This window comes from Pseudomonas sp. B3(2017) (genome assembly GCF_002113595.1).
Lineage (GTDB): Bacteria > Pseudomonadota > Gammaproteobacteria > Pseudomonadales > Pseudomonadaceae > Aquipseudomonas > Aquipseudomonas ekonensis.
This window is the reverse complement of record NZ_NEIU01000014.1, coordinates 56,815-72,811: the sequence shown is the minus strand read 5'-3', so window position 1 is coordinate 72,811 and position 15,997 is coordinate 56,815. Positions and strand designations below refer to the sequence as shown.

The 15,997-nt window shown below is 64.8% G+C and carries 15 protein-coding genes; 4 read left to right on the top strand and 11 right to left on the bottom strand.

The annotated features are described in order from the left end of the window. The first annotated feature begins 237 nt into the window (after positions 1-237). On the top strand, positions 238-858 hold the full coding sequence (locus CAG33_RS19920) for a DUF5666 domain-containing protein (protein ID WP_085577767.1): 621 nt from the start codon (positions 238-240) through the stop codon (positions 856-858). A gap of 53 nt (positions 859-911) precedes the next feature. Here the strand turns inward: CAG33_RS19920 and CAG33_RS19915 are convergent, their stop codons facing one another. From CAG33_RS19915 to gcl, 8 genes are all read right to left on the bottom strand, one after another. Further along, positions 912-1,910: a sulfate ABC transporter substrate-binding protein gene (locus CAG33_RS19915; protein WP_085577766.1), complete on the bottom strand. Its 999-nt coding sequence runs from the start codon at positions 1,908-1,910 to the stop codon at positions 912-914. Between the two features lie 80 nt (positions 1,911-1,990). After that, positions 1,991-2,839 carry an ion transporter gene (locus CAG33_RS19910; RefSeq protein ID WP_085640254.1) on the bottom strand — a complete coding sequence of 283 codons (849 nt, stop codon included), beginning with the start codon at positions 2,837-2,839 and terminating at the stop codon, positions 1,991-1,993. 21 nt (positions 2,840-2,860) lie between these two features. After that, entirely contained in the window at positions 2,861-3,775 is a 915-nt protein-coding gene (locus tag CAG33_RS19905) for an urea transporter (protein ID WP_085577764.1), read from the bottom strand. 145 nt (positions 3,776-3,920) lie between these two features. After that, on the bottom strand, positions 3,921-5,336 hold the full coding sequence (pyk, locus tag CAG33_RS19900; protein WP_085577763.1) for a pyruvate kinase: 1,416 nt from the start codon (positions 5,334-5,336) through the stop codon (positions 3,921-3,923). Beyond that, entirely contained in the window at positions 5,326-6,606 is a 1,281-nt protein-coding gene (locus CAG33_RS19895; protein ID WP_085577762.1) for a glycerate kinase, read from the bottom strand. The genes pyk and CAG33_RS19895 overlap by 11 nt, the downstream gene beginning before the upstream one ends. 148 nt (positions 6,607-6,754) lie before the next feature. Continuing rightward, complete coding sequence (locus tag CAG33_RS19890; RefSeq protein WP_085640250.1) at positions 6,755-7,648, bottom strand: 2-hydroxy-3-oxopropionate reductase; 894 nt, start codon at positions 7,646-7,648, stop codon at positions 6,755-6,757. Positions 7,649-7,816: 168 nt separating this feature from the next. Then, positions 7,817-8,599: a hydroxypyruvate isomerase gene (gene hyi / locus CAG33_RS19885; RefSeq protein WP_085577760.1), complete on the bottom strand. Its 783-nt coding sequence runs from the start codon at positions 8,597-8,599 to the stop codon at positions 7,817-7,819. 138 nt (positions 8,600-8,737) lie between these two features. Then, the gene (gcl, locus tag CAG33_RS19880; protein ID WP_085577759.1) at positions 8,738-10,513 is read right to left on the bottom strand and encodes a glyoxylate carboligase; all 1,776 of its coding nucleotides are present in this window, start codon (positions 10,511-10,513) and stop codon (positions 8,738-8,740) included. Between the two features lie 268 nt (positions 10,514-10,781). Here gcl and CAG33_RS19875 point away from each other — a divergent pair, with 268 nt between their 5' ends. Both CAG33_RS19875 and CAG33_RS19870 read left to right on the top strand, forming a co-directional pair. After that, entirely contained in the window at positions 10,782-11,222 is a 441-nt protein-coding gene (locus tag CAG33_RS19875) for a heme-binding protein (RefSeq protein ID WP_085577758.1), read from the top strand. Positions 11,223-11,431: 209 nt separating this feature from the next. After that, entirely contained in the window at positions 11,432-11,890 is a 459-nt protein-coding gene (locus tag CAG33_RS19870; protein WP_085577757.1) for a transposase, read from the top strand. 127 nt (positions 11,891-12,017) lie between these two features. Here CAG33_RS19870 and CAG33_RS19865 read toward each other — a convergent pair whose 3' ends face one another. Further along, entirely contained in the window at positions 12,018-12,623 is a 606-nt protein-coding gene (locus CAG33_RS19865) for a TetR/AcrR family transcriptional regulator (protein WP_085577756.1), read from the bottom strand. A 133-nt stretch (positions 12,624-12,756) separates the two neighbouring features. On the opposite strand from CAG33_RS19865, the gene CAG33_RS19860 reads away from it, so the two are divergent. Then, positions 12,757-13,671 (top strand): DUF808 domain-containing protein, encoded by a 915-nt coding sequence (locus CAG33_RS19860; RefSeq protein ID WP_085640247.1) that lies wholly within the window; start codon positions 12,757-12,759, stop codon positions 13,669-13,671. A 167-nt stretch (positions 13,672-13,838) separates the two neighbouring features. On the opposite strand, the gene CAG33_RS19855 is transcribed toward CAG33_RS19860, so the two are convergent. Together CAG33_RS19855 and CAG33_RS19850 are read right to left on the bottom strand one after the other, a co-directional pair. Beyond that, positions 13,839-14,627 carry a VacJ family lipoprotein gene (locus CAG33_RS19855; protein ID WP_085577754.1) on the bottom strand — a complete coding sequence of 263 codons (789 nt, stop codon included), beginning with the start codon at positions 14,625-14,627 and terminating at the stop codon, positions 13,839-13,841. Beyond that, the gene (locus tag CAG33_RS19850) at positions 14,620-15,918 is read right to left on the bottom strand and encodes a serine/threonine protein kinase (protein WP_085577753.1); all 1,299 of its coding nucleotides are present in this window, start codon (positions 15,916-15,918) and stop codon (positions 14,620-14,622) included. Before CAG33_RS19850 ends, CAG33_RS19855 begins: the two co-directional genes overlap by 8 nt. Positions 15,919-15,997: the final 79 nt, after the last annotated feature.

The window sequence follows — 15,997 nt, the reverse complement described above, 5'->3', positions numbered from 1 at the left end:
TTCTCAGGTCCGGCAAATGGGAATGCGGTGAGGCTAAGGGACGCGGCGGGCCGGCGGTAGCGGGCCTGGATCGATATCAGTTATTCCGTTGCGGAATAGGTGGCGTCCCTGGGGATGTCGTCCATCGGCGAACCTTGCGTCCGACCGTTGAGGGCTGATGATACATTCACTTACATCTTGTTCGATAGCATGCTTATGTTGTCGGTGGGTTTTCGAGTTCATGAAGGGAGGATCGCGATGTTTCGACAGTGGATTCGCTGCGGCGCAGCCCTGGCCTTGATCGGCCTGTTCGGTGCCGGCGGCGCGCAGGCCGGCGAGGCGCCGGGCATGCGCATGGGTGTGCGCGGCGAGATCGCCGCCGTCAGCCCCGACACGCTGAGGGTGCACGTCAACAGCGGCGAGAACGTGGTGATCCAGTTGACCAAGGACACCCGGATCCGCGCCGTGACCCTGGCCAACATCGAGGACATCAAGCCCGGCAGCTACATCGGCTCGGCGGCCATTCCCCAGGAAGACGGCACGCTCAAGGCGCTGGAGGTGCATGTGTTTCCGCCGGAGTTGGCCGGCAGCGGCGACGGCCACCGGCCGTTCGACCTGGCCAAGGGCAGCAGCATGACCAACGGCAGCGTCGGCGACCTGGTGGTGAGCAACGGCCGGGTGCTGACCGTCAACTACAAGGGCGGCCAGCAGAAGATCCTGGTGCCGGAGGACGTGCCCATCGTCAACCTGCTGCCGGGCGACCGCAGCCTGCTCAAGGTCGGGGTGAAGATCGTCACCTTCGTGACCCAGAGCGCCGACGGCACGCTGACGGCGCAGTCGATCTCGGCGGGCAAGGACGGCGTGACCCCGCCGATGTGATCTCCAATGAAAAAGGCGACCGTTTGGTCGCCTTTTTCATTGCCGTCGGGGGCTTATTTGTTGGTGTAGATCTGATCGAAGATCCCGCCGTCGTTGAAGTGGGTTTTCTGCACGGTGCGCCAGTCGCCGAAGGTCTTCTCCACCGACAGGAAGTCGACTTTCGGGAAGCGGTCGGTGTACTTGGCCAGCACCGCCGGATCACGCGGACGCAGGTAGTTGGCGGCGGCGATCTCTTGGCCTTCCGGCGACCACAGGTACTTGAGGTAAGCCTCGGCGGCGGCGCGGGAGCCTTTCTTCTCGACCACCTTGTCGACCACCGACACCGGCGGCTCGGCTTCGGCGGAGACGCTCGGGTAGATGACCTCGAACTGGTCGCGGCCGAACTCGCGGGCGATCATTTCCGCCTCGTTCTCGAAGGTCACCAGCACGTCGCCGATCTGGTTGGTCATGAACGTGGTGGTGGCGGCGCGGCCGCCGGTGTCCAGCACGGGGGCCTGCTTGAACAGCTTGCCGACGAAGTCCTTGGCCTTGTTCTCGTCGCCGCCGTTCTTGAGCACATAACCCCAGGCCGAGAGGTAGGTGTAGCGACCGTTGCCCGAGGTCTTCGGGTTGGGCACGATCACCTGCACGCCGTCCTTGAGCAGGTCCGGCCAGTCTTTCAAGGCCTTCGGGTTGCCCTTGCGCACGATGAACACCGTGGCGGAGGTGAACGGCGCGCTGTTGTTCGGCAGGCGCGCGACCCAGTCGTTCGGCACCAGTTTGCCGTTGTCCGCCAGGGCGTTGATGTCGGTGGCCATGTTCATGGTGATGACGTCGGCCGGCAGGCCGTCGATGACCGAGCGCGCCTGTTTGCTCGAACCGCCGAACGACATCTGCACGGTGATGTTTTCGTTGTGCTCGGCCTGCCAGTGCTTCTGGAACGCGGTGTTGTAGTCCTTGTAGAAATCGCGCATCACGTCGTAGGAAACGTTCAGCAGGGTCGGTGCGGCCTGGGCGGCGCCAGTGAAGGCGAGGGCGGCGGCGAGAAGTGAGGCGCCAAAGAGTTTTTTCACTGCGCATTCCTTGTTCTGGGGTGTGTTCCGGCCGGGGGCGGGCCATTTGCCAGCGACTATAGCGGCCTGCGCATAGTCGCTTAAAGATTAAAAAGCTCTTTGCTTATTCCATTTTTTTTGTACAGCGCATTGCCGCAGCGGGAGCAGAACGACGCTTCCTGTTCATGGTTGTCCTTGGCGCAGACCGGGCAGGCGTGACGCTTTTGCCCGCCGCGCATGGCGGTGGCCAGTTCCGCCGTGAAGATCCCGGTGGGCACGGCGATGATCGAGTAACCGGTGATCATCACCATCGACGAGATCACCTGGCCCAACGGGGTCTTGGGCACGATGTCGCCGTAACCCACGGTGGTCAGGGTCACGATAGCCCAATAGATGCTTTTGGGGATGCTGGTGAAGCCGCGTTCGGGGCCTTCGACCACATACATCAGGGTGCCGAACACGGTGACCAGGGTGCAGACCGTGAGCAGGAACACCAGAATCTTCTGCTTGCTGCCGCGCAGGGCGTCGAGCAGGTAATGCGCCTGACTCAGGTAGTTGCCCAGCTTGAGCACGCGGAAGATGCGCAGCATCCGGATCACCCGGATGATCAGCAGGTACTGCGCATCGGCGTAGTACAGCGCGAGGATGCCGGGCACGATCGCCAGCAGGTCCACCAGCCCGTAGAAGCTGAAGGCGTAGCGCAAGGGCCTGGGCGAGCAGTACAGGCGCAGCAGGTACTCGCCCAGGAAGATGACCGTGAAGCCCCACTCGATGTACGCAAGCAAGCTGGCGTAGTTCTGGTGGACGTCGTCGATGCTGTCCAGGATCACCACCACCAGGCTGGCGAGGATGATCAGGAGCAGGGTCTTGTCGAAACGGCGGCCGGCCACCGTGTCGGTCTGGAAAATGATCACGTAGAGGCGGTCGCGCCACGTGGCGTTGCTGTTCATTCAATGCGCTCGGGGAAAAGATCAGCGCAGCCTAGGTTGATTCTCCCCGTGAGCGCAAGGCGCGGCGTTCGCTTCGGTCGCACCGGTCAGGCGGGTGCCGGTGCGCAGCAGCCAGCAGGCGAGGATGAACGGCGCCGTGAGCGGCGCCAGCCCCAGCGCGCCGAACAGCGGCGGCGTCAGCAAGGCCAGGCCGATGCCCGCCAGCGGCAGCCACGGTTGCCGGCGCTGGGCGCTGAAGGCGAGGGCGGCCAGCACGGCGTTGTAGCCGCCCAGGCCGAGCAGGGCGGTCTGGCTGTCGTGCTGCAGCAGGCTGGCGCCCAGGCCGATGGCCGACGCCAGCAGGGCCCAACCGAACGCACGGCGGTCGGCGAGCAACAGGCCGGCGGCGATCAAGGCGCCGGCCAGCGGATGGTCGAGGAACATCACCTGGCCGAAGCCGTTGAGCGCCGCGCCGATCAGGTTGACGGCGTTCGTTTCGGGGGCGGGCGCAGGCGTCGCAGGTTCGGCGAAGGTCAAGGCGATCCAGCCCAGCATCACGAACGGTGCGGTGTAGGCGGGCAGGCATTGCTTGAGGCTCACGCGCTTGAGCCACTGCTGGGTGATCATCGCGCTCAGTCCGCCGGCCGCCAGGATCAGCGGCGGCAACATCGGCGACCAGGGAAAGTACAGGCTCAGCAGCAGGCCGATGAGCACGCCGTTGTAGCTGAACAGGCCGGCCTGGCGATCCGCCTTGGCGTAGTTGCGGCGCTGGGCGGTGAGCAGGCCGGCGACGGCGCCGAGTAGGGCGCCGGCGAACAGCACCGGCGCGGTCAGCAGGATCGCCAGGAGGCACAGCAACCCGCAGAGCGGATGGCGCTGGAGGAAGATCTGGCTGAAGCCGTTGAGCAAGGCCTCGGCCCAGTCGGGGCAGTGGGTGTTGAAATGGTTGGCAGGCATGGCAGTTCTGAAAGTCAGTGAAACCGGGTCGTCCTTGTCGCCGGCAGGCTGGCTCCCACACTGAATCTCTGTTCATTGTCGGTTCTGTGGGCGACACAAAACCGATGTGGGAGCGGGCCTGCCCGCGAAGAGGCCGGTGCAGTCGCTAGATCAACGTCTCGATCCGCAACGAGTTAGTCGATCCCGGTTGGCCAAACGGCACACCGGCGGTGATCAGCAGCGTATCGCCCCGTTCGGCCATGCCTTGAGCCTGGGCGATCTCCAGGGCGGTGGAGCAGACCTCGTCGACCTGGCGCAGCCGGTCGTTGACCACCGAATGGATGCCCCACGCGACGCTCAGGCGCCGGGCGGTCTGCAGGTTCGGCGTCAGGTTGAGGATCGGCGCCTTCGGCCGTTCCCGTGCCGCACGCAGGCTGGAAGCGCCGGATTCGCTGTAGTTGACCAGCACCGCCACCGGCAGCACGTTGCTGATGCGGCGGATGGCGCAACTGATCGCGTCGGACACGGTGGCCTCGGCCTTCGGCCGGCTGACGTCGAGCTGGGTCTGGTAGTCCGGACCGTTCTCCACCTGGCGGATGATCTTGCTCATCATCTGCACGGCTTCGAGCGGGTATTCGCCGGAGGCGGTCTCCGCCGACAGCATCACCGCATCGGCGCCTTCGGCCACGGCGTTGGCCACGTCGGTGACTTCGGCGCGGGTCGGCGCCGGCGAGAAACGCATCGATTCGAGCATCTGCGTGGCCACCACCACCGGTTTGCCGAGCTGGCGGCAGGTGCCGATGATGTTCTTCTGGATCTGCGGCACGCTCTCGGCCGGCACTTCCACGCCCAGGTCGCCGCGGGCCACCATGATCGCGTCGCTCAGCTCGGCGATTTCCCGCAGTTGCTGCACCGCCGAGGGTTTTTCGATCTTCGCCATCAGGAACGCCTTGTCGCCGATCAGCGCCCGGGCTTCGCGGATGTCTTCGGGGCGCTGCACGAACGACAGCGCCACCCAGTCCACGCCCAGTTCCAGGCCGAAGCTCAGGTCGCGGCGGTCCTTGGCCGTCAGCGGGCTGAGGTCGAGCACTGCCTGCGGCACGTTCACCCCTTTGCGGTCCGACAGCTCGCCGCCGTTGAGCACGGTGGTGTCGATGGCGTCGGAGTACTTGGTCACCACGCGCAGGCGCAGCTTGCCGTCATCGAGCAGCAGATCCATGCCCGCTTCCAACGCGGCGATGATCTCCGGATGGGGCAGGTTGACCCGGCGCTGGTCGCCCGGGGTGGCGTCCAGGTCCAACCGGAACGCCTGGCCGCGGTGCAGCTGCACCTTGCCCTCGGCGAACTTGCCGACCCGCAGCTTCGGGCCTTGCAGATCCATCAGGATGCCCAGCGGGTAGTTGAGCTGGCGCTCGACCTCGCGGATCCACTGGTAGCGCTTGGCGTGGTCGGCGTGGTCGCCGTGGCTGAAGTTGAGGCGGAAGATGTTGACGCCGGCCTCCACCAATTCGCGGATGTCGTCGATGCCGTCGACGGCAGGGCCCAGGGTGGCGAGGATTTTGACTTTTTTGTCAGGCGTCATGTTTAGGGCTCTCGAGGATCAGGATGGCGCGGAAGTCGTTGACGTTGGTGCGGGTCGGTTCGGTGACGATCAGCGCATCGAGCGCCTCGAAGTAGCCGTAGCCGTTGTTGTCGTCCAGCTCGTCGCTGGCGCTCAGGCCCAGGGCCGCGGCGCGGGCGTAGCTGTCCGGGGTCATGAGGGCGCCGGCGTTGTCTTCCGAACCGTCGATGCCGTCGGTGTCGCCGGCCAGCGCGTAGACGCCGGGCTGGCCCTTGAGGCTGTCGGTCAGGCTCAGCAGGAACTCGGCGTTGCGCCCGCCGCGGCCGTTGCCGCGCACGGTGACGGTGGTCTCGCCGCCGGAGAGGATCACGCAAGGCGCCGCCAGCGGCTGGCCGTGCTGGATGATCTGGCGGGCGATGCCGGCGTGGACTTTCGCCACCTCGCGGGATTCGCCTTCCAGGTCGCCGAGGATCAGCGGGCTGAAGCCGGCCTGCCGGCATTTCACCGCCGCCGCTTCCAGCGACTGCTGCGGGCGGGCGATCAGTCGGAAATGGCTGCGGGCCAGGCTCGGGTCGCCGGGTTTGACCGTTTCCGACTCGGGGCTCTGCAGCCAGGTGCGCACCGAGGCCGGCACTTCGATGCCGTAGCGCTTGAGGATGGCCAGGGCTTCGGCGGACGTGCTCGGGTCGGCCACGGTGGGGCCGGAGGCGATCACGGTGGCGAGGTCGCCGGGCACGTCGGAAATCGCATAGGTGTAGACGGTGGCCGGCCAGCAAGCCTTGCCGAGGCGGCCGCCCTTGATCGCCGAGAGGTGCTTGCGCACGCAGTTCATCTCGCCGATGGTGGCGCCGGACTTGAGCAAGGCCTTGTTGATCGACTGCTTGTCGGCCAGGGTAATGCCTTCGGCGGGCAGGGCGAGCAGCGCGGAGCCGCCGCCGGACAGCAGGAAGATCACCCGGTCGGCTTCGGTCAGGTCGCTGACCAGGGCCAGCACGCGCTGGGCCACGGCCAGGCCGGCGGCGTCCGGCACCGGGTGCGCGGCTTCGACCACCTCGATTTTTTCGCACGGGGCGCCGTGGCCGTAGCGGGTCACCACCAGGCCCGAGACCTCGCCCTGCCAGCAGCGCTCGACCACCTGGGCCATGGCGGCCGCAGCCTTGCCGGCGCCGATGACGATCACGCGGCCGGTGCGGTCGGCGGGCAGGTGCGCTTCGAGTACGTGTTGCGGATGGGCCGCGTCGATGGCTGTGGCAAACAGCTCGCGCAGCAGTTGTTGCGGATCGACCGACATGACGGGCTCCCGGAATTCTTGTTATTGGACAGAGCGACGCGCATCCCTGTGGGAGCGGGCTTGCCGGCGATTCAGGCGCAGCGGTCGGTCAGACACACCGCGCCGACTCCATCGTCAGCAGGCTGGCTCCCACCGGTTCAGGCAGGGATCACTGCTTGTCGCGGATCGAGAAGTTGGCCATGTGTTCCAGACCCTTGATCAGCGCCGAGTGGTCCCAGTTGCTGCCGCCGATGGCCGCGCAGGTGCTGAACACTTGCTGGGCGTTGGCGGTGTTCGGCAGGTTGATCGACAGCTCCTTGGCGCCTTGCAGGGCCAGGTTCAGGTCCTTCTGGTGCAGGCTGATGCGGAAGCCCGGGTCGAAGGTGCCCTTGATCATGCGCTCGCCGTGGACTTCGAGGATCTTGGAGGAGGCGAAGCCGCCCATCAGCGCTTCGCGCACCTTGGCCGGGTCGGCGCCGTTCTTGGAGGCGAACAGCAAGGCTTCGGCCACGGCCTGGATGTTCAGGGCCACGATGATCTGGTTGGCGACCTTGGCGGTCTGGCCGTCGCCGTTGCCGCCGACCAAGGTGATGTTCTTGCCCATGGCCTGGAACAGCGGCAGCGCGCGCTCGAACGCATCGGTCTCGCCGCCGACCATGATGCTCAGGGTCGCGGCCTTGGCGCCGACCTCACCGCCGGACACCGGTGCGTCGAGGTACTGCGCGCCTTTCTCGTTGACCTTGGCGGCGAAGGCCTTGGTGGCGGTCGGCGAGATCGAGCTCATGTCGATGACCACCTTGCCTTTGCCGATGCCGGCCGCGACGCCGTCGGCGCGGAAGAGAACGTCTTCGACCTGCGGGGTGTCCGGCACCATGACGATGATGAATTCGGCTTCCTGGGCCACTTCCTTCGGGTTGGCCAGGGCGACGGCGCCGGCGGCCACCAGGTCGGCGGGGGCGGCGTCGTGGTGCGCCGACAGGAACAGGCTGTGACCGGCTTTCTGCAGGTTCGCCGCCATTGGGTGGCCCATGATGCCGGTGCCGATGAATCCGATTTTAGCCATGAGAAAATCCTCTTGTTGTTCTGATGCTGCAAGGCAGCCTTAGGGACGCAGCCGATTCAGTGTGGGAGCTGGCTTGCCAGCGATGGCGGTGGATCAGGCAACCTGTTTGTCGTGTGTGCTGCCGCCATCGCGGGCAAGCCCGCTCCCACAGGGTTTTGTGGGGTTCGCTCAAATAGCGTTGTGGGTCTTGAGCCAGCCCAGGCCCGCTTCCGTGGTGGTCAGCGGCTTGTACTCGCAACCGACCCAGCCCTGGTAGCCGATGCGGTCCAGGTGTTCGAACAGGAAGCGGTAGTTGATCTCGCCGGTGCCTGGCTCGTGACGGCCGGGGTTGTCCGCCAGCTGAACATGGTTGATCTCGTCCAGGTGCGATTGCAGGGTGCGGGCCAGGTCACCTTCCATGATCTGCATGTGGTAGATGTCGTACTGCAGGAACAGGTTCGCGCTGCCGACCTGCTCGCGGACCGACAGGGCCTGCGCGGTGTTGTTCAGGTAGAAGCCGGGGATGTCGCGGGTGTTGATCGCCTCCATCACCAGCTTGATGCCCGCCGCCTGCAGCTTGTCGGCCGCGTACTTGAGGTTGGCGACGAAGGTCTTTTCCACGGTGGCGTCGTCCACGCTCTGCGGGCGGATGCCGGCCAGGCAGTTGACCTGGGTGTTGCCCAGCACCTGGGCGTAGGCGATGGCCAGGTCGACCCCGGCGCGGAACTCTTCGACCCGGTCCGGCAGGCACGCGATGCCGCGCTCGCCCTTGGCCCAGTCGCCGGCCGGCAGGTTGAACAGCACTTGGGTCAGACCGTTGGCGTCGAGCTTGGCCTTGATCTCGGCCGAGCTGAAATCATAGGGGAACAGGTATTCGACGCCGCTGAAGCCGGCCTTGGCGGCGGCGTCGAAACGGGCGAGGAAATCCTGTTCGGTGAACAGCATGGACAGGTTGGCTGCGAAACGCGGCATGGTGGTCTCCCTTAAGTATGTGCAGGTCCCCTGTGGGAGCCAGCCTGCTGGCGACAGCGATGGCCCGGACAACATCCATGTCGGATGTGCCGGCCTCATCGCGAGCAGGCTCGCTCCTACCGGGAAAGCGGTCAGCCGTTAATCGAGCAGCGAGATCGCCGTCGGTGCATCGTTGCCGACCAGCGCCAGGTCTTCGAATTCGTTGACGGCGTTGATCTCGGTGCCCATGGAGATGTTGGTCACACGCTCCAGGATGATCTCGACGATCACCGGCACCTTGAACTCTTCGATCAACTGTTCGGCCTGGCGCAGGGCCGGGGCGATGCCGGCCGGTTCGAACACGCGCAGGGCCTTGCAGCCGAGGCCTTCGGCGACCGCGACGTGGTCGACGCCGTAACCGTTGAGCTCCGGCGCGTTCAGGTTATCGAAGGACAGCTGCACGCAATAGTCCATATCGAACCCGCGCTGGGCCTGACGGATCAGCCCCAGGTACGAGTTGTTCACCACGACGTGGATGTAAGGCAGTTTGAACTGAGCGCCGACCGCCAACTCCTCGATCATGAACTGGAAGTCATAGTCCCCCGACAGGGCCACGACTTTGCGGTTCGGATCGGCCTTCACCACGCCCAGCGCCGCCGGGATGGTCCAGCCCAACGGGCCGGCCTGGCCGCAGTTGATCCAGTGACGCGGCTTGTAGACGTGCAGGAACTGCGCGCCGGCGATCTGCGACAGGCCGATGGTGCTGACGTAGCAGGTGTCCTTGCCGAACACCTGGTTCATTTCTTCGTACACGCGCTGCGGCTTGACCGGCACGTTGTCGAAGTGGGTCTTGCGCTGCAGGCTGGCCTTGCGCTGCTGGCAATCTTGCAGCCAGGCGCTGCGGTTCTTCAGCTTGCCGGCGGCTTGCCACTCGCGGGCGACTTCGATGAACACGGTCAGCGCGCTGGCGGCGTCGGAGACGATGCCCAGGTCCGGGGTGAACACGCGGCCGATCTGGGTCGGTTCGATGTCGACGTGGATGAACTTGCGGCCTTCGGTGTAGACGTCCACCGAACCGGTGTGGCGGTTGGCCCAGCGGTTGCCGATGCCCAGCACGGCGTCGGACTTGAGCATCGTGGCGTTGCCGTAGCGGTGCGAGGTCTGCAGGCCGACCATGCCCACCATCAGCGGGTGGTCGTCCGGGATGGTGCCCCAGCCCATCAGGGTCGGGATCACCGGAATGCCGGTCAGCTCGGCGAATTCCACCAGCAGTTCGCTGGCGTCGGCGTTGATGATGCCGCCGCCGGCCACCAGCAACGGACGCTCGGCCTGGTCGAGCAGGGCCAGGGCCTTCTCGGCCTGCACGCGGGTGGCGCTCGGCTTGAGCAGCGGCAGCGGCTGGTAGGCGTCGATGTCGAATTCGATTTCGGCCATCTGCACGTCGAACGGCAGGTCGATCAGCACCGGGCCCGGACGGCCGGAGCGCATTTCGTAGAAGGCCTTCTGGAACGCGTAAGGCACCTGGCCCGGCTCCAGGACCGTGGTCGCCCACTTGGTCACCGGCTTGACGATGCTGGTGATGTCGACGGCCTGGAAATCTTCCTTGTGCAGGCGGGCGCGGGGCGCTTGCCCGGTGATGCAGAGGATCGGGATCGAGTCGGCGGAGGCGCTGTAGAGGCCGGTGACCATGTCGGTGCCGGCGGGGCCGGAGGTGCCGATGCACACGCCGATGTTGCCGGCCTTGGTGCGGGTGTAGCCCTCGGCCATGTGCGAGGCGCCCTCGACGTGGCGGGCGAGGACGTGATCGATGCCGCCGACTTTTTGCAGGGCGGAATACAGCGGGTTGATCGCCGCGCCCGGAATGCCAAAAGCGGTATCGACCCCTTCGCGGCGCATCACCAGAACGGCGGCTTCGATTGCTCTCATTTTGCTCATGGTTTTGTGCCTCTTTACGTTTTGTAATTGTATACAAGTGGCTTTGCGCAGAGTGTATTCACGGCGAGCGATACAGGTCAATCCATTTTCTCAAGCACCCGTTTCATTCGTCGGAAGCCGATTCTGCTGTGGCTTTTCGTCGCATGTGGCGATTTTCGAGAATTATTGTATACAAATAAATTATTCATTGTGTTCTATTTGTGGCATCGGACTGCGGCACAAGCGCGCAGCCCAACGGCTTTCCCAATAACAAAATGAGGACGGCACCATGAGCGCTTTAACCTTGAAAACCGCAGTCAACCTGGTCAATGAAGCCATCGGCGCAGGGCGGGCGATCTCCGCCGCGCCGCTGACGGTCGCGGTGCTCGACGCCGGCGGCCATCTGGTCACCCTGCAGCGTGAGGACGGCGCAAGCCTGCTGCGCCCGGACATCGCCATCGGCAAGGCCTGGGGCGCCATCGCCCTGGGCAAGGGGTCGCGCCTGCTGGCGCTCGACGCCCAGCAGCGCCCGGCGTTCATCGCCGCGCTCAACAGCATGGGCCAGGGCAGCGTGGTACCCGCGCCGGGCGGCGTGCTGATCCGCGATCAGGCGGGGAACGTGCTGGGTGCGATCGGCATCAGCGGCGATCTGTCGGATGTGGACGAGCAGGTGGCGATCAAGGCGGTCGAGGCGCTGGACCTGCGGGCGGATGCGGGGGTGGTGGCTTGATCGGCGGCGTCTGATCGAAAGTCATCGTCGGCAAGCCAACTCCCACAGGTTTTGTGTCGTTCACAAACCTTGCGTCCAACACAGAAAACTGTGGGAGCTGGCTTGCCAGCGATGGCGGCCTGACTGACACATCCAGACAAAAGACGGGCCTGCAAGTCGGGTCGCCAAGATCTAGCCTTCCGAGGAAGCCATCATAAAGGGGCAACGGATTGCCGGATCTTCCAGCTTCACATCGTCTGCGAACGGGCCGCTATGCCGAGCCCAACCGCATCTACCTGCTGACCGCCAACACACTTGACCGCGAGCCGGTTTTTGCCGATTTCGCCTTGGGCAGATTGGTGGTTCAGCAGTTTCGCCGGGCACAAACGATCGGGATTGCGAGCTCTCTGGCTTGGGTCGTCATGCCAGATCACTTTCATTGGCTGGTGGCGCTGGAAAACTGTTCGCTCAGAAGGCTGATGCGGGAAACCAAGTCATTGGCAACCCGGGAGGTGAATCTTTCCAGCGGTAGAAACGGATCACTTTGGCAGCAGGGCTTTCACGACCGGGCGCTGAGGCGGGAGGAAGATTTGGTGAAGGTGGCGCGGTATGTCGTCGCCAACCCATTGCGGGCAAGGTTGGTGGAGAAGCTTGGCGACTATCCGCTGTGGGATGCCGTTTGGGTTTGAGCTGAGACCGGGTTGCCTCTATCGCTGGCAAGCCAGCTCCCACAGGTTTTGTGTCGTTCACAAACCTTGCGTTCAACACAGAAAACTGTGGGAGCTGGCTTGCCAGCAAATCGGTCGCCGCGACCTGTCAGTCCGGCTCGCACCCCTTGAGCACCAGCCGGATGATCGTCTGCGCCGCCGCTTCATAGTCGGCTTCGTCCAGCTTGTCCTTGCCGGTCACGGCGGAGATCTGCCAGTCGAAGTCGGCGTAGGTCTGGGTCGCGGCCCAGATGCTGAACATCAGGTGGTTGGGGTCGACCGGGGCGATCTGGCCGCGGTCGATCCAGGTCTGGATGCAGTCGATGTTGTGCTTGGCCTGGCCGTTGAGCTGCTCGACCAGGTCGGCGCTCAGGTGTGGGGCGCCGTGCATGATTTCGCTGGCGAACACCTTGGAGGCGAAGGGCAGGTCGCGGGAGATGCGGATCTTGGAGCGGATGTAGCCGCTGAGCACTTCGCTGGGCACGCCGTCCGGGTTGAACGGGGTCGAGGCCTGGAGGATCGGCACGATGATGCTTTCGAGCACCTCGCGGTAGAGGTTTTCCTTGGACTTGAAGTAGTAGTAGACGTTGGGCTTGGGCAGTCCCGCCTTGGCGGCGATGTCGCTGGTTTTGGTCGCCGCGAAGCCCTTGTCGGCGAATTCCTCACTGGCGGCACGCAGGATCAGTTCTTTGTTGCGCTCGCGGATTGTGCTCATAAACCCGGTGGTTCCTTGCCTGTTCTGGCGGTTGCGCATGGTAGCACCGGCCTCGCGCGGCGCTCAACAATGCCCCGTGTGGCCTGCGGTCGCGTATGCTGCGCAGCATTATTCACAAAAGGAAACATGATTCATGGCAGGAAGCAGTCTGCTGGTGCTCATCGATGACATCGCCACCGTGCTGGACGATGTGGCGCTGATGAGCAAGATGGCCGCCAAGAAGACCGCCGGGGTGCTCGGCGATGATCTGGCTCTCAATGCCCAGCAAGTCTCCGGCGTGCGGGCCGAGCGGGAAATCCCCGTGGTGTGGGCGGTGGCCAAGGGGTCGTTCGTCAACAAGCTGATCCTGGTGCCGTCGGCCCTGGCGATCAGTGCGTTCGTGCCGTGGCTGGTGACGCCGCTGCTGATGGTCGGCGGCGCGTACCTGTGTTTCGAGGGTTTCGAGAAACTGGCGCACAAGTTCCTGCACAGCGAGGCCGAGGACGAAGCCGGGCACGCGCAGTTGACGGAGGCCGTGGCCAACCCAGCGACTGACCTGGTGGCCTACGAGAAGGACAAGATCAAGGGCGCGATCCGCACCGACTTCATCCTTTCGGCGGAAATCATCGCCATCACCCTCGGCACCGTCGCCGACGCCTCGCTGACCCAGCAGGTGATCGTGATGTCGGGCATCGCCGTGGTCATGACCGTGGGCGTTTACGGCCTGGTGGCCGGCATCGTCAAGCTCGACGACCTGGGCCTGTGGCTGACCCAGAAGCCTGCGCAGATGGCCAAGACCGTCGGCAACGGCATCCTGCGCGCGGCGCCGTACATGATGAAGGGCTTGTCGGTGGTCGGTACGGCGGCGATGTTCCTGGTCGGCGGCGGCATCCTGACCCACGGCGTGCCGGCGGTGCATCACTGGATCGAAAGCGTGGGCGCGGCGGCTGGCGGCGCCGGGTTCGCGGTGCCGCTGCTGTTGAACGGCGCAGCGGGGATCGTCGCGGGCGCGGTGGTGCTGGCGGTGGTTTCGGTGGTGGGCAAGCTCTGGCGGGCGATCAAAGGGTGATCGCATGACCTCTGTGGGGCCGGTCTGCCGGCGATGGCGGTGTGTCAGTCCGGGCCTGGGTGAATGACATGGCCTCATCGCCAGCAGGCTGGCTCCTACAGGGTTGAGTGACATGAAAAAGGGCCATCCGATGCGCGTCGGATGGCCCTTTTTCGTTGCCGCCGAGGTTACTCGGCGATCTGCAGCTTGCGCGATTCGGTGTACACGTAGCGCACCTTCTCGTACTCGAACGGCGAGTTCATCTGGCCGTAGCGGAAGCGGGTCTGGTAGCGCTTGTCGACGGCGCGCAACGCCCAGATTTCCGGGTGGTTTTCGCTGACCTGGGAGACGTTGAGGAAGTTGATCGCCGACTCCGCGCTGAAGTCCACCGCCAGGCCGGCGGTGTCGCGCAGGTTCGACGGGCCGAGGATCGGCAGCACGAAATAGGCGCCGCCCGGTACGCCGTAGAAGCCCAGGGTCTGGCCGAAGTCTTCGCTCTGGCGCTGCAGGCCCATGGCGGTGGCCGGATCCCACAGGCCGGCGATGCCGATGGTGGTGTTGAGCAGCAGGCGGGCGGTGATCTCCATCGAGCGCTTGCCCTTGAACTGCAGCAGGCTGTTCATCAGGTTCGGCACATCGCCCAGGTTGTTGAAGAAGTTGCTGACGCCGGTGCGCACGAAACCCGGCGTGATGTAGCGGTAACCGTCGACCACCGGCAGGAACACCCATTGGTCGAAACGGTAGTTGAAGTGGTAGACCCGGCGGTTCCATTCCTCCAGCGGGTCGTAGACGTTCAGCGCGCTGAGCGTCGAGCGCTCGAACTCGCGCTGATCCAGGCCCGGGTTGAACTTGAGTTTCGACAGCGGCTCCTTGAAGCCGTCGCTGTCGACCACCACCGGTGCGTTGGCCTTGCTGTTGTCGGCCTGGGCCATGCCTGCGCAGAGGAGCGCTGCGGTCAGCAGAAGATATTTAGCCACGGAAGAACTCCAGCATGGCGTCGCTGTTGACGCGGTAGTTAAGGTTGCCGCAATGGCCGCCCAGCGGGTAAACGGTCAGGCGGTCGCCGAAGGTCCTGCGCAGGAACCCGAGGTCGCCGGGGCCGAGGATCACGTCGTCGGCGTTGTGCATCACGGCGATTTTCGGGCTGTCGTGCAGGTAGTCCTTGAGCGCGTAGAGGCTGACCTGGTCGATCAGCTGCAGCACGCTGCCGCCGTCGGTGCGGGCGCGCCACATCGGGATCACCTGTTCGGTGATGTAGCAGTCGAAGTCGCATTGCAGCGCACGCTTGAGGAACGGCGTCAGGCTGGTGCCCTCGGTGATGGGGAACTTCGGCGGGGTGATCAGGCCGCGACGGTTGATCAGGTCGGAGGTGAACGCGATGTCCGCCGCCGAGAAGCGGAACGAGGTGCCGATCAGCATCGCCATCTGCTCGTTGCTCAGGTGCTGCTTGGACTGCTGGAAGTCGTAGAGCAGGGCATCGTTGAGGTCGATGTAGCCCTTCTGCTGGAAGTAGCGGGTCAGCTTGCCCAGCACCAGCTCATAGAAGGTGGTGCTGTTGTTGATGCCCTTGACCTCGGTCTGCACCAGTTTGTCGAGGTTGGTCACCGAGGTGTAGAGGTTGACCGGCGGGTTGAGCAGCAGGACCTTCTTGAAATTGAAGCTGCGCCGGGTCTCGTCCAGGTGGGCGACGAAGGCCGCGTCCAGCGCACCGAGGCTGTAGCCGCTCAGGAAGTAGTCGGTGACCGGCACTTTCGGGTTCTGCGCCCGCACGGCCTGCATCACCCGGTACATGTCCTCGGCGTCTTCCTTGGTCACGCCGGGCGTGGCGAAGCGCGAGGCGGCGCTCATGAAGTCGAAGCTGGTCGGCGACGACAGCTGCACCACGTGGTAGCCGGCCTTGTAGTAGAGCTTCTTGAGGTACTCGTTGAGGGTGCTGTCGTAGCGCGCGCCGGTGCCGGCGATCAGGAAGATCAGCGGGGCGGCCTTGTCCTGGGTGGCGATGCGGTAGGTGAGTTTCTTCACCGGCCAGAAGTTGTCCGGCAGGATGAATTCGCGTTCGGGGCGCAGGGTGACGCTGCGGTCGGACTGGCGGATGTCGTCGTCCGACGGCAGGTCCGGGCGCAGGTCCGGCGGGGTGGTGGCGATGGTCGCTTCGAACGGGTTGGTCAAGGGGTAGCCATAGCTGGCGGCGTCGATTTCCGCCGCCGGCGCGGACGCACTCAGGATAAGGCCGCCTAACAGGGCGGCGAAGCGCAAGGAACGGAGCATGACTGGATCCCTTAAAAGGAAGGTGCCGAAAGAGGTTCGCAGGCTATGACCACTGGATTTGCGTCAAAGTGCCACGCTG

What these genes read in the sequence shown, in the direction of transcription:
- CAG33_RS19920 (WP_085577767.1), top strand. Translation starts at nt 238, where the DNA reads ATGTTTCGACAGTGGATTCGCTGCGGCGCAGCCCTGGCCTTGATCGGC.
- CAG33_RS19910 (WP_085640254.1), bottom strand. Translation starts at nt 2,839, where the DNA reads ATGAACAGCAACGCCACGTGGCGCGACCGCCTCTACGTGATCATTTTC.
- CAG33_RS19905 (WP_085577764.1), bottom strand. Translation starts at nt 3,775, where the DNA reads ATGCCTGCCAACCATTTCAACACCCACTGCCCCGACTGGGCCGAGGCC.
- pyk (WP_085577763.1), bottom strand. Translation starts at nt 5,336, where the DNA reads ATGACGCCTGACAAAAAAGTCAAAATCCTCGCCACCCTGGGCCCTGCC.
- CAG33_RS19895 (WP_085577762.1), bottom strand. Translation starts at nt 6,606, where the DNA reads ATGTCGGTCGATCCGCAACAACTGCTGCGCGAGCTGTTTGCCACAGCC.
- CAG33_RS19890 (WP_085640250.1), bottom strand. Translation starts at nt 7,648, where the DNA reads ATGGCTAAAATCGGATTCATCGGCACCGGCATCATGGGCCACCCAATG.
- hyi (WP_085577760.1), bottom strand. Translation starts at nt 8,599, where the DNA reads ATGCCGCGTTTCGCAGCCAACCTGTCCATGCTGTTCACCGAACAGGAT.
- gcl (WP_085577759.1), bottom strand. Translation starts at nt 10,513, where the DNA reads ATGAGCAAAATGAGAGCAATCGAAGCCGCCGTTCTGGTGATGCGCCGC.
- CAG33_RS19875 (WP_085577758.1), top strand. Translation starts at nt 10,782, where the DNA reads ATGAGCGCTTTAACCTTGAAAACCGCAGTCAACCTGGTCAATGAAGCC.
- CAG33_RS19865 (WP_085577756.1), bottom strand. Translation starts at nt 12,623, where the DNA reads ATGAGCACAATCCGCGAGCGCAACAAAGAACTGATCCTGCGTGCCGCC.
- CAG33_RS19860 (WP_085640247.1), top strand. Translation starts at nt 12,757, where the DNA reads ATGGCAGGAAGCAGTCTGCTGGTGCTCATCGATGACATCGCCACCGTG.
- CAG33_RS19850 (WP_085577753.1), bottom strand. Translation starts at nt 15,918, where the DNA reads ATGCTCCGTTCCTTGCGCTTCGCCGCCCTGTTAGGCGGCCTTATCCTG.